General features: G+C 35.7%; 12 protein-coding genes. 8 read left to right on the plus strand and 4 right to left on the minus strand.

Annotated elements, in window-relative coordinates; genetic code table 11:
• The first annotated feature begins 5 nt into the window (after positions 1 to 5).
• From FLAVO9AF_RS11950 to FLAVO9AF_RS11965, 4 genes are all read left to right on the plus strand, one after another.
• Entirely contained in the window at positions 6 to 1,121 is a 1,116-nt protein-coding gene (locus tag FLAVO9AF_RS11950) for a glycosyltransferase (RefSeq protein WP_159688957.1), read from the plus strand.
• Between the two features lie 77 nt (positions 1,122 to 1,198).
• A complete protein-coding gene (locus FLAVO9AF_RS11955; protein WP_159688960.1) occupies positions 1,199 to 2,182 on the plus strand; it encodes a UDP-glucuronic acid decarboxylase family protein in 984 nt (327 codons plus the stop codon).
• A gap of 24 nt (positions 2,183 to 2,206) precedes the next feature.
• Positions 2,207 to 3,556 carry an exopolysaccharide biosynthesis polyprenyl glycosylphosphotransferase gene (locus FLAVO9AF_RS11960; protein WP_159688963.1) on the plus strand — a complete coding sequence of 450 codons (1,350 nt, stop codon included), beginning with the start codon at positions 2,207 to 2,209 and terminating at the stop codon, positions 3,554 to 3,556.
• 1 nt (position 3,557) lies between these two features.
• The gene (locus FLAVO9AF_RS11965) at positions 3,558 to 4,334 is read left to right on the plus strand and encodes a glycosyltransferase family 2 protein (RefSeq protein ID WP_159688966.1); all 777 of its coding nucleotides are present in this window, start codon (positions 3,558 to 3,560) and stop codon (positions 4,332 to 4,334) included.
• 145 nt (positions 4,335 to 4,479) lie between these two features.
• Here FLAVO9AF_RS11965 and FLAVO9AF_RS11970 read toward each other — a convergent pair whose 3' ends face one another.
• On the minus strand, positions 4,480 to 5,007 hold the full coding sequence (locus FLAVO9AF_RS11970) for an ORF6N domain-containing protein (protein ID WP_159688969.1): 528 nt from the start codon (positions 5,005 to 5,007) through the stop codon (positions 4,480 to 4,482).
• 32 nt (positions 5,008 to 5,039) lie between these two features.
• Positions 5,040 to 6,359, minus strand: coding sequence for a phenylacetate--CoA ligase family protein (locus FLAVO9AF_RS11975; protein ID WP_159688971.1), 1,320 nt, complete (start codon positions 6,357 to 6,359; stop codon positions 5,040 to 5,042).
• Positions 6,360 to 6,512: 153 nt separating this feature from the next.
• Here FLAVO9AF_RS11975 and purD point away from each other — a divergent pair, with 153 nt between their 5' ends.
• Positions 6,513 to 7,787, plus strand: a complete 1,275-nt coding sequence (gene purD, locus FLAVO9AF_RS11980) for a phosphoribosylamine--glycine ligase (RefSeq protein ID WP_159688974.1) — start codon at positions 6,513 to 6,515, stop codon at positions 7,785 to 7,787.
• Positions 7,788 to 7,869: 82 nt separating this feature from the next.
• On the opposite strand, the gene FLAVO9AF_RS11985 is transcribed toward purD, so the two are convergent.
• Positions 7,870 to 8,100 (minus strand): uracil phosphoribosyltransferase, encoded by a 231-nt coding sequence (locus tag FLAVO9AF_RS11985; RefSeq protein WP_159688976.1) that lies wholly within the window; start codon positions 8,098 to 8,100, stop codon positions 7,870 to 7,872.
• A 144-nt stretch (positions 8,101 to 8,244) separates the two neighbouring features.
• On the opposite strand from FLAVO9AF_RS11985, the gene FLAVO9AF_RS11990 reads away from it, so the two are divergent.
• Entirely contained in the window at positions 8,245 to 9,174 is a 930-nt protein-coding gene (locus FLAVO9AF_RS11990; protein ID WP_159688979.1) for a DUF6427 family protein, read from the plus strand.
• Here the strand turns inward: FLAVO9AF_RS11990 and upp are convergent.
• Complete coding sequence (upp, locus tag FLAVO9AF_RS11995) at positions 9,169 to 9,822, minus strand: uracil phosphoribosyltransferase (protein WP_159688982.1); 654 nt, start codon at positions 9,820 to 9,822, stop codon at positions 9,169 to 9,171. The two genes, FLAVO9AF_RS11990 and upp, sit on opposite strands and share 6 nt — an antisense overlap.
• An 89-nt stretch (positions 9,823 to 9,911) precedes the next feature.
• On the opposite strand from upp, the gene FLAVO9AF_RS12000 reads away from it, so the two are divergent.
• Entirely contained in the window at positions 9,912 to 10,517 is a 606-nt protein-coding gene (locus tag FLAVO9AF_RS12000) for a DUF4254 domain-containing protein (RefSeq protein ID WP_159688985.1), read from the plus strand.
• 133 nt (positions 10,518 to 10,650) lie between these two features.
• The gene (locus FLAVO9AF_RS12005) at positions 10,651 to 11,631 is read left to right on the plus strand and encodes a glycosyltransferase family 9 protein (RefSeq protein ID WP_159691085.1); all 981 of its coding nucleotides are present in this window, start codon (positions 10,651 to 10,653) and stop codon (positions 11,629 to 11,631) included.
• The last annotated feature ends 183 nt before the right edge of the window (positions 11,632 to 11,814 follow it).

Consider the following 11,814-nt stretch of genomic DNA (forward strand, 5'->3'; position numbering starts at 1 on the left):
CTTTCATGAAAAAAGCATTAATTAACGATTGGTATTATGTAAACGGAGGTGCAGAAAAAGTAATCCATTCCTTGAATCAAATATGGGATGATTTTGATCATTTTGCATTAATCGATTTTCTGAATGAAAACGACAGAACTTTTATTTTAAATGGGAAAAAGGCAAAAACAACCTTTATTCAAAATTTACCAACAGTTAAGTCCAATCACCGAAAGTTTTTACAACTTTTCCCCTTAGCTATTCAACAATTTAATTTGAGGGAATACGAAATAATATTGAGCTCATCGTCTTCAATTGCAAAAGGAGTTCGTACTACCAAAAATCAGTTGCACATTTGTTATTGTCATTCCCCTATGCGTTATGCTTGGGATTTACAAGAGCAGTATTTGGACGATGCTGGGTTGAAAGGACTAAAAAGAGCGTATGCAATATTTGTTCTGAATAAAATTAAAAAATGGGACATTGCTAATTCCCACAACGTAAGTTTTTTTATTGCCAATTCTAAATGTATCGCCCAACGAATAAAAGCGATTTATAACCGAGAAGCAACAGTTATTTACCCTCCTGTAGATGTTGATTTTTTTAGTTTAGAAACTCAAAAAGAAGCGTATTATTTTACCGCCTCACGAATGGTTTCCTATAAAAAAACACAATTAATTGTTGAGACTTTTAATGAATTACCACACTTACAATTAATTGTAGCTGGCGATGGACCAGAGTTTCAAAAAATACAAAAAATAGCCAAAAGTAACATTCAACTTGTTGGATTTGTGGATGCCATACTTTTAAAAAAGTACATGCAAAAAGCCAAAGGATTTGTTTTTGCAGCAGAAGAAGACTTTGGAATTATTCCCGTAGAAGCTCAAGCTTGTGGAACTCCTGTTATTGCTTTTGGTAAAGGAGGCGCTCTCGAAACGGTACTTGAAGATAAAACGGGAACTTTTTTTAAGGAACAAACCATTAAAAGTGTTAAAGAAGCTATCTTACATTTCGAAACAATATCTTTTGATCCAAATGTAATTCGACAACATGCTTTGCAATTTTCTAAAGAAAGATTTGAAAGAGAAATTAAATCTTTTGTGGAAGAAAAATATAAAGAACATAGCACTTCAAACAAGTAATTATGTGATAAAAACTTCCAAAAGGGAGTTATTACAAACCTCATTCTTTCTATATTTGTTCACAAGAACATATGTCTATGAAAAGAATACTTATCACTGGAGCTGCAGGATTTTTGGGATCGCATTTGTGTGATCGTTTTATTAAGGAAGGATACCACGTAATTGGGATGGATAACTTGATTACTGGAGATTTAAAAAATATCGAGCATTTATTTAAATTAGAACATTTTGAGTTTTACCATCATGATATTACCAAGTTTGTGCATATTCCAGGAAAGTTAGATTATATTTTGCATTTTGCATCACCAGCGAGTCCTATTGATTATTTAAAAATTCCAATTCAAACCCTAAAAGTTGGGTCATTAGGCACTCATAATTTATTGGGTTTGGCGAGAGTTAAAAAAGCCCGAATTCTTATCGCATCCACTTCAGAGGTATATGGAGATCCATTAGTTCATCCACAAACGGAGGAATATTATGGAAATGTCAATACCATTGGACCTCGTGGGGTGTATGATGAAGCGAAACGTTTTCAGGAATCGATTACGATGGCGTACCACACTTTTCACGGAGTAGAAACCAGAATTGTTAGAATATTTAATACCTATGGACCAAGAATGCGTCTCAATGATGGTCGTGTAATTCCAGCATTTATTGGACAAGCCATTCGTGGCGAAGACTTGACTATTTTTGGAGATGGGATGCAAACGCGTTCTTTTTGTTATGTAGACGACCAAGTAGAAGGCATTTTTCGATTGTTGCATTCGGATTATGCATATCCTGTAAATATTGGTAACCCAGACGAAATTACGATTAAAGATTTTGCCGAAGAAATCATCAAGCTAACGGGCACTTCTCAAAAAGTGGTGTACCATCCATTACCAATAAATGATCCTTTGCAGCGTCAACCAGATACTACCAAAGCCAAAGAATTATTGGGTTGGGAGGCCAAAGTGAATCGTGCAGAAGGAATGAAAATTACCTATGATTATTTTAAATCGCTATCCAAAGAAGAGTTGTCTAAGGAAGAACATAAGGATTTTTCGAAGTATATTTTTTAATCCCAAAGCTCATTCTCATCATCAGTGAAGACCAAAACCGGTAGATATTCAGGATACATTCGGCCCTTTTCCTATGTTTTGGATAGTGCAATCATTTTAGTAGCGGCTATTTATTGTACCGATTTGCCTTTGTTGTCGTATGATCCTCTTGCTTTAATAATGGCTTGGTTCGTTATTGCATCGACCTTAGGATTTTATGAAGTCTATCGTTACACCAAAGTTATTGCTATACTGAATTGCGCTTTCAAACAGTGGATGCTATTTTTCTTGTTTTCGTTAGCCGTAATCTTTATCAATAACTCAAGCGCCAGTATTCAAAAGACGTTCTTTTTTAGTTCTGTTGTTATTGCGGCTGTGTTGTTTTTTAAGTTGGCGATTTACTTTTTTCTCCAAAAATTCAGAGTGCTTTTTGGAGGTAATTTTAGAAAAGTGGTCCTTTTGGGTAGTCCAAAAAACATTGCGCCTTTGCAACATTTTTTTACCGAAAACCCAGATTATGGTTATGTGTTAGAAAAAGTATTCGACTTAGAACATCATCGCAAAGATCATATTATAGAAAGTTGTGAGTATGTTTTAGCTCATAAAATCGACGAGATGTACTGCGCGATGGACGACCTGAGTCAGAGACAAATCTCGGACTTGGTTGATTTTGCAGACAATAACTTGAAGACCTTGAAGTTTATTCCCAACGAAAAACAAATCCTTTCTCGAAACTTTACCTTCGATTATTACGATTACATTCCAGTAATTTCGTTGCGCACCATTGTTTTGGATAGTGCATTGAACAAAGGCATCAAAAGAGTTTTTGACCTACTATTTTCTTTATTGGTTATCATTGGGATTCTGTCTTGGCTCACCCCAATTTTAGCAATTATCATCAAACTAGAGTCTAAAGGCCCCTTGTTTTTTGTGCAAAAAAGAAACGGACTCAACTACCACGAATTTGATTGTTACAAGTTCCGTTCTATGAATTTGAATCCAGAAGCCCATATTGAGCAAGTTTCCAAAAACGACCCTAGAATTACTCGAGTGGGACGATTTTTACGAAAAACCAGCATCGACGAGTTACCGCAATTCATTAATGTTTTTTTGGGACAAATGTCGGTCGTGGGACCAAGGCCACATATGGTGAGCCATACCGAAATGTATGCGCAACGCGTCAATAAGTTTATGGTACGTCATTTTGTAAAACCAGGCATTACAGGATTGGCGCAAACCAAAGGCTATCGCGGCGAAGTAGAAAAAGAAACAGATATCATCAACCGAGTGAAATATGATATTTTTTATATGGAAAACTGGTCGATTTTGTTGGACATCAAAATCATTTTTATGACGATTTTCAACACCATCAAAGGTGAAGATAAAGCGTATTAATATGGAAAAACTAGTTTCAATCATCATTCCAACCTACAATTCAGCCGATTTTATTGCTGACACGCTTGCTTCGGTACAACAGCAAACCTATCCAAATTGGGAAGTAATTTTGGTAGACGATGGTTCAACAGATGCAACGCTCGCCATCGCTCAACATATCGCTCAAACTGACCACCGCATTCGGATTTTCAAAAATCCAACCAATTCCGGAACAGGTGTTACGCGTAATAATGCCCTCCATCATTGCCAAGGCAACTACATCGCTTTTTTGGACGCCGATGATTTATGGAAACCCAATAAGTTGGAACGGCAGCTTCAATTTATGCAAGAACAACAGCAGCCATTTACTTTTTCTTTTTACGAATGCATAGACGAAGCGGGAAATCCATTGCATAAACTAGTCGAAGCCCCCAAAAATCTATCCTACCGTCAGTTGTTTTTTTGCAACTATGTGGGCAACTTAACAGGCATTTACGACGCCGATTTTTTTGGAAAAATCGCCATTTCTTCCATTCGAAAACGTCAAGATTGGATGCTTTGGCTCACCATTCTAAAGAAATTGAAAAGCGCCAAACCCGTTCCCGAAAGTTTGGCCTATTACCGCATTCGCAACAACTCGCTTTCGGCTTCAAAGGTCGCCTTATTGCAACACAACTTTGCCGTTTATCGCCAATTTCATCGGTATAATTTTGTGGTGGCTTTGTTTATTATGCTCGGCTTTTTGTTTACACAATTGGTTGTTAAGCCTAGATATATCAAAAATGTAGTTACTGTTTAGGAGCAGAAACAATGGGTTTTATCAGTCATCATCGTCCCGTGATCCGCTATATCTTTATTTTTTTAAAGAAAAAAAACAAAGGATGCCGCTCCTCCCGGGGCTAAAAGGAGAGATTTAGCCTATTTGTTGGTAACCAAAAAACGATTTATTTTTTATACCCAATCGTTGGTCTCTTGGGTTCGTTCTCTTTCTTCTCAGTCAACTCATCCAAATAGGAGAAAACCAATTCAATATTTTTGTCGTGATTTTCTAGTTTTTTCTTAATCTGCAGGATGTCGATTTTTAGGTCTGTGGTGTCCAAAAGCATTTGTCGTACTTTCGTAAATATGCGCATAATTTGGATATTCACCTGAATGGCTTTATCGCTTTTTAAAACGCTCGATAACATCAAGACGCCGTGTTCGGTGAAAGCCATAGGTAAATAGCGCAAGCCCATCTTATCCGAATTGGAGGTCGCAATTTGCGACCTCCAATTTTCAAATTCTGATTTAGTAAGCTCAAACATAAAATCTTCTGGAAACCGTGAAATATTACGTTTAACTTGCTCTTTTAATCTTTTAGTCTCAATTCCGTAAAGTATCGCTAAATCACGATCCAGCATCACTTTTTGGTTACGGATAAAGTATATTTTGTTAGCAATAGTTTCTTCCGAAAGTAGCGAATTGATAGTCATATGTTCTCTTTTGAAAACACTAATATACGATTTTATTTACTTTTTAAAAATGAAGTAAACTGCTTCAATTTCCCACGATGACTTCGTTCGAGTTTTTCTTTTCGAATGAAACTAAAAATCAATCCATTTTCTAAATACAAGGCAATAGCACTTTCGATTTTTTGAATTTGTGCTGCGTTCAATTCGGTTTGGCTTACATATTCAATTTCAAACGTATTGATTTGGGTTTGTTTGATGATAAATTCCTTGACATTACCGTCGTCTTCAATGATGCTTTTGGTCACATAATAAAAAGTCAATCCGGGTGATTTTTTTCCACTGGGTAATTGCGCCACATCATTGGTTCGCCCAATTAGTTGTTTGAGAATAGGTTTTTTTGGAGTGCTTTTTTCATCCAAAATACCAATATCACCCAAGTCATAGCGAATAAATGGATGTGCTTTATTGAAGAGAGAAGTAATCACAATTCGCCCAGGAGTACCATTCGGAACCGCTTGATTGTTCTCGTCCAAAATCTCTACAAACAAGGTTTCAGCGTTGACTTGCCATTCTCCGACTTGATTTTCAAAGGCAATCAAATCCAACTCAGACGCGCCGTATTCATTAACCACCGGAACGCCAAATTGTTTTTCTAAGAGTATCTTGTCTTCTGGGAAAAGCATTTCTGAAGTGACGACACAAACCTTCAGCGTAGGACAAATCGTTTTGAGCACCTTGTTTTTTTGCTGCAAAAATTTGGCAAACATAACTATCGAAGAAGTATAGCCATTGATGTAATCAAATTTTTTGGTCTCGAATTGTTTCAAAAAACCATCTAAAATCCTATCCGACAAATCAAAAATAGGAAAGCGATATCGATGACTCAAAAAGTCTTTCAATCGTTCTTTTCTATAGCCCAAAAAATCCATCGGAATGCCATAAAATCGGGCTTGATAGGAGCTGTTAAAATCAATACCGTGCCAACCAAATCGGGCGATATTCGATGCCCAAGTTAATGCATGGGTGTATTTGTCTTTGGCAAAAACAAAAGGAGTTCCGCTTGAGCCTGAGGTTTTATTGAGATAAACATTTTTGGTTGTATAACCTTTCGACAAACGTTCCGCCAATGGTTTTTGAAGATGTTGTTTGTTTAAAACGGGTAAATCGTGCCAGTTTTCAATGGTTGTTTTGCCAACCAATGTTTTATAAAAAGTATTGTTCTTTAAATGATACGCCACAATTTCCTTCTTTTTTTTGGCTAAAAAGGCCTGGTGTTCGGCATCGGATAATTTAAAAATGGTATCCAATTCCAATTCTGCTTCACGAATTGGGAAACCATTGAGTCGAAGGGTTAAATCAAAAAGACGAAACATTGCATAAAATTTTATCAAAAATAAACTATCTAAGTGGGCATCGGTAGATATACACGAACTTTTTACAATTAAATTATTTTTTACGTTCAAAAGCAATTATTTTTGCACCACTTCTTCAATAGGAGAAAAATCAACACAATAAACAACTACAACATGAATATTTTACTATTAGGTTCAGGTGGAAGAGAACATGCTTTTGCTTGGAAAATGACTCAAAGTCCACTTTGTGACACGCTATTTGTAGCGCCTGGAAATGCAGGAACAGCAACGATAGCAACCAATTTAGATTTTAGCGCTACAGATTTTGAAGCCATCAAAGCCGTGGTGATAAAAGAAAACATAGAGATGGTAGTCGTAGGACCAGAAGACCCATTAGTAAAAGGCGTGTATGATTTCTTTTTGAATGATGCAGATTTAAAACATATCCCTGTTATCGGTCCTTCAAAATTGGGAGCACAACTTGAAGGAAGCAAGGAATTTGCTAAAGAATTCATGATGAATCACCAAGTTCCTACTGCGGCTTACGATAGTTTTACAGCCGAAACAGTAGAAAAAGGATGCGAGTTCTTGGCGACGTTACAACCGCCTTACGTTTTAAAAGCAGACGGATTAGCGGCTGGAAAAGGTGTTTTAATTATTCAGGATTTAGCCGAAGCACAAACTGAATTACGCAATATGTTGGTAGGTCAAAAGTTTGGTGCGGCGAGTTCAAAAGTAGTTATCGAGGAATTTTTGGATGGAATCGAGTTAAGCTGTTTTGTACTAACCGATGGTAAAAGTTACAAAATTTTGCCTACAGCCAAAGATTACAAACGAATTGGCGAAGGAGATACTGGATTGAATACTGGCGGAATGGGAGCGGTTTCTCCTGTGCCTTATGTAGATGCTGTTTTGATGGAAAAAATTGAAACGCGAATTGTACAACCTACTATTGCTGGTTTACAAAAAGATGGCATTCCGTACAAAGGTTTCGTATTTATTGGTTTGATTAACGTGAATAACGAACCGATTGTGATTGAATATAACGTTCGTATGGGTGATCCAGAAACCGAAGTAGTCGTGCCTCGCTTAAAATCGGATATAGTTGAGTTGTTTTTGGCAGTAGCCAATGAAAAACTAGACGAATTCAATTTAGAAGTTGATGAAAGAAGCGCTACTACCGTAATGATAGTTTCAGGAGGTTATCCAGAAGATTTCGAGAAAGGGAAAGTAATTTCAGGTTTAGAAAACGTAGAAAACTCTATTGTTTTCCACGCGGGTACCAAATTAGACAACGGAGCTGTTGTTACTAATGGTGGACGAGTGATGGCTATTACTTCTTACGGAAGCAATTTTGAAGAGGCCTTACAGCAATCCTACGAAAATGTAAGTAAAATTCAATTCGAAAAAATGAATTATAGAAAAGACATCGGATTCGATTTGGTGTAAATTATAAGCACAAGAAAGCCCAGTAGTAAAAAATTAAACTACTGGGCTTTTTTATTGTTAATTCTTACAATAGAGCTACGTCTTATTTTAAGAAAGAATGTGCTGTAGTGTCTTGGTTTTCAGTTCCTGCGTCATCAAAAATCTGCAATTGTTTGATCCAATAAACGATAGCTGCTGAACAGATAATCATAAAAATCCAGTTGATGGTATTAGCAGCAAACCAAGAATAAAGTTCCAAATCACGCAATAAATCTAGTGGCTTGAATAAAATGTCTACAAATAAAAATTGTATTGCTTCGAAAAATGCTTTCATAACTTATATAAATTAAGGATGTGTTGTGTTTTTCAGGGTAGCGAAAGAGTAAAAGCAATCAAAAATTGAATAATCTTTAGCACTTGCGCATTTCCTTTTTAAACAAGTATTATATTTACAGTCACAAAAGTATAAAATATCCTTATGATTACAAGTGTTTTTAAAAAATCTACACCATTAAATTATTCGTTAGTAGTAATTTTGATGTTGTTTTTCTTTTTAATGTACCAATTTCAAGAAATGATTTGGTTCAAATCGATGCTTTTGATTGCACAAAAGGTGTTTATTTTTTTGCTTTTAGTAGGGACGCTTTTTATTACTAATTTTATTTGTAAAAAAAATGGACTCAGCAAAGACAGTACTTTCACGGTTTTCTTTTTCTTTTTGTTCCTCCTTTTTTTCCCCTCGATATTTGATAATTTAAAAATCGTTGTCGTTAATTTATTTTTGCTTTTAGCGTTGCGACGATTACTTTCTTTACAATCTTTGAAAGCCTCAAAAGAGAAGATATTTGATGCTGCATTATGGATTTTGTTGGCCTCAATTTTACAACCTTGGTGCGTTTTGTTTATTGCCTTGGTATTTATTTCGGTACTTTTTCATGTTTCTAGTGATTACAGAAACTGGTTTTTGCCTTTTATTGCCTTGTTTGTTGTCAGTATTGGTTTTTTAGTATTCCTGACTTTTGAAACCACAACCTTACAAGAGTTTTGGTTAGATAAGTTGTATGTTGACTTATCCTTAAATTATTTTACGAATAGTTATCAAAATTGGGCATTTGCAATCTTTATGACGGCGTCTCTTTTCTTGCTAATCGTTATGCTGTTGTCATATTCGAATAAACCGCAGCTTTTGCATAGCTCTTATAAAAAAATGATTGCTTTTTTTGTAATTGCGATAACTGTGTTTTTTATTTCTCCTGATAAAAATAATGACCTATTGCTTTTTGCGTTTGCGCCTTTGGCCATCATGGGAACCAATGCCTTAGAAGTATTTCAACAGCAGTTAAAACAAGAATTGATTTTGGGTGTTTTGATTGTATGCAGTTTGTTTACTTTTTTTACACAACTATAATTTAGTGCCGTAAGCCAAATCGCCAGCATCTCCTAGTCCAGGAACGATATAGCTTTTTTCGTTTAATTTATCGTCGATGGCCCCAATCCATAAATGACAAGTGCTTGGCAAATGTTCTTTTAGGTAAGCGATTCCTTCTGGCGCAGCAATAACCACCGCAATGTGAAGCGCGGCTGGTGTTTTCTTCTCCACTAATTTTTTGTAAACCGCAACGATAGATTGTCCAGTGGCTAGCATTGGGTCAACAAGAAGCACGTTTTTGCCTTCAATGTCGGCTACGGCTTGGTATTCGACTAAAATATCAAAGTAATCATCATTATTCGGATGATGACGATAGGCAGAAATAAACCCATTTTCGGCAGCATCAAAGTAGTTCAAAAAACCGTGATGCAAGGTTAATCCAGCTCGAAGTATGGAGCAAATTACTAGGGGATCTTTGATTTTTGTGGTAGCTTTTGTTCCCAAAGGAGTTGAAATGCTAACGTCTTCATAGGACACGACTTTGCTTAATTCATAGGCCATAATTTCGCCAATGCGTTCAATATTTCTGCGAAAACGAAGGCTATCATTTTGAATGGATACATCGCGGATTTGTGCTAAAAAATGATTTAAAACACTATTTGATTCCGATAAATTATGGATTTGCATGATAAGCGAATTTGAAATTTAATTTTTGTAAAATTTTGAATACTATAAAAGTATAAAAAGTATCTTTGTCTTTTTAAAATTTAAAAGATATGTTTTCAAAATTAGCGTATTCCGTATTCGAGCAAAGCATCAAAGATTATCATCAATTTGATAGCGTTGATCAACCGATAAATAATCCTTACCCAAAAGAAAAATTCGAGCATTTATTATACTTGAAAAATTGGATAGATACTGTACAATGGCATTATGAAGACATCATCCGTGATCCAAATATCGATCCAGTAGCAGCGTTGACTTTAAAAAGAAAAATCGATGCATCGAATCAAGAACGTACCGATATGGTAGAATACATCGATAGTTATTTTCTTCAAAAATATAGCGGTGTAGCGGTAAAAGATTCAGCAAAAATCAATTCTGAAAGTCCAGCTTGGGCATTTGACCGTTTATCAATTTTGGCGTTGAAAATTTATCATATGAACGAAGAAGCTACTCGTGTTGAAGCTTCTCAAGAACACAGAGACAATTGTCAAACCAAGTTAAATATCCTTTTGGAACAAAGAACCGATTTGTCTACAGCCATCGACGATTTGTTGCAAGACATTGAAAACGGTGACAAGTTTATGAAAGTGTACAAACAAATGAAAATGTACAACGACGATGAATTGAACCCAGTTTTATATCAGAATAAAAAATAAACAGTATATTAATTCTTCATTAAAGGAAGTAAGAGCGTTAAGTACCACTTAAAATTCTTATTTCCTTTTTTTTATAAACCTCACTTCATTGTCTAGTACTATACAACATATCGCGATTATACGACTTTCGGCTATGGGAGACGTGGCGATGACCGTTCCCGTAATTCGCGCCTTTGCTCAGCAATATCCCAAGGTAAAAATTACGATGGTTTCTCGACCTTTTTTTCAACCTTTTTTTGATGGCATTCCAAATCTTACTTTTTTTGCGTTTGACGAAAAAGTGAATCACAAAGGATTTTTAGGACTAGTACGTCTTTTTCGAGAGTTGCATTCACTGAAAATAGACGCTTTTGTAGATTTACATAATGTGCTTCGTTCTCAGGTCGTGCGTACCCTTTTTAGGTTGTCAGGTAAAAAAGTGGTAGCGGTAGACAAAGGTAGAGATGGAAAAAAAGCCTTAACGCGTCCTGAAAATAAGGTGTTCAAGCCCCTGACGACAATGTTTGAAAGACATCGCCAAGTTTTTGAAGCACTGGGTTTTACTTTAGATTTGTCCAATCCTATCTTTACTGAAAAAGCAGTTTTATCCGATGAAATCTTGAAAATCATTGGTAATCCGAATCAAAAATTAATTGGAATTGCTCCTTTTGCACAATATGAATCGAAAGTCTATCCTTTGGATTTAATGCAGGAAGTCATTTCAAAATTAGCAGCGAATCCAGACCAAACTATTTTGCTTTTTGGTGGAGGGAAAAAAGAAACGGAGCTATTGGATACCTTGGCAAAACCATTTGATAATGTAATCAACATAGCAGGAAAAATAAAGTTTACACAAGAACTACAATTGATTAGTAACCTTGATGTAATGTTGTCTATGGATTCAGGCAATGCACATATAGCTGCGATGTTGGGCGTAAAAGTCATTACACTTTGGGGAGCAACCCATCCTTACGCTGGTTTTTCACCATTTAATCAACCGTTAGAAAATGCCTTGGTGGCGGATAGAAATCTGTTTCCAAAGTTACCTACTTCGGTGTATGGCAATAAAAAAGTAGAAGGCTACGAAGACGCTATGAGAACGATTGCTGTTGATTCTATTATAAATGTTTTATAATTGTTATAAGTAAGAAACTATCCCGCATTCTTAGTTAAACCTAATATTTTCTTAGTGTTTTATTGAAAGAATAATTTTATCAATTTTTTAACTAATAGTTTTTAATTAATTCGTATTAAAAATACTACTTTGGCTACCTGTGAGTTTGCTCTTACAAGTAAAAGTTAAATCTAAGAGAATAGA

It is taken from the genome of Flavobacterium sp. 9R, assembly GCF_902506345.1.
Taxonomy (GTDB): domain Bacteria; phylum Bacteroidota; class Bacteroidia; order Flavobacteriales; family Flavobacteriaceae; genus Flavobacterium.

Coding starts and splice junctions, on each gene's coding strand:
- FLAVO9AF_RS12000 (WP_159688985.1), top strand. CDS start 9,912: ATGTTTTCAAAATTAGCGTATTCCGTATTCGAGCAAAGCATCAAAGAT.
- purD (WP_159688974.1), top strand. CDS start 6,513: ATGAATATTTTACTATTAGGTTCAGGTGGAAGAGAACATGCTTTTGCT.
- FLAVO9AF_RS11970 (WP_159688969.1), bottom strand. CDS start 5,007: ATGACTATCAATTCGCTACTTTCGGAAGAAACTATTGCTAACAAAATA.
- upp (WP_159688982.1), bottom strand. CDS start 9,822: ATGCAAATCCATAATTTATCGGAATCAAATAGTGTTTTAAATCATTTT.
- FLAVO9AF_RS11955 (WP_159688960.1), top strand. CDS start 1,199: ATGAAAAGAATACTTATCACTGGAGCTGCAGGATTTTTGGGATCGCAT.
- FLAVO9AF_RS11965 (WP_159688966.1), top strand. CDS start 3,558: ATGGAAAAACTAGTTTCAATCATCATTCCAACCTACAATTCAGCCGAT.
- FLAVO9AF_RS12005 (WP_159691085.1), top strand. CDS start 10,651: ATGGGAGACGTGGCGATGACCGTTCCCGTAATTCGCGCCTTTGCTCAG.
- FLAVO9AF_RS11950 (WP_159688957.1), top strand. CDS start 6: ATGAAAAAAGCATTAATTAACGATTGGTATTATGTAAACGGAGGTGCA.
- FLAVO9AF_RS11990 (WP_159688979.1), top strand. CDS start 8,245: ATGATTACAAGTGTTTTTAAAAAATCTACACCATTAAATTATTCGTTA.
- FLAVO9AF_RS11985 (WP_159688976.1), bottom strand. CDS start 8,100: ATGAAAGCATTTTTCGAAGCAATACAATTTTTATTTGTAGACATTTTA.
- FLAVO9AF_RS11975 (WP_159688971.1), bottom strand. CDS start 6,359: ATGTTTCGTCTTTTTGATTTAACCCTTCGACTCAATGGTTTCCCAATT.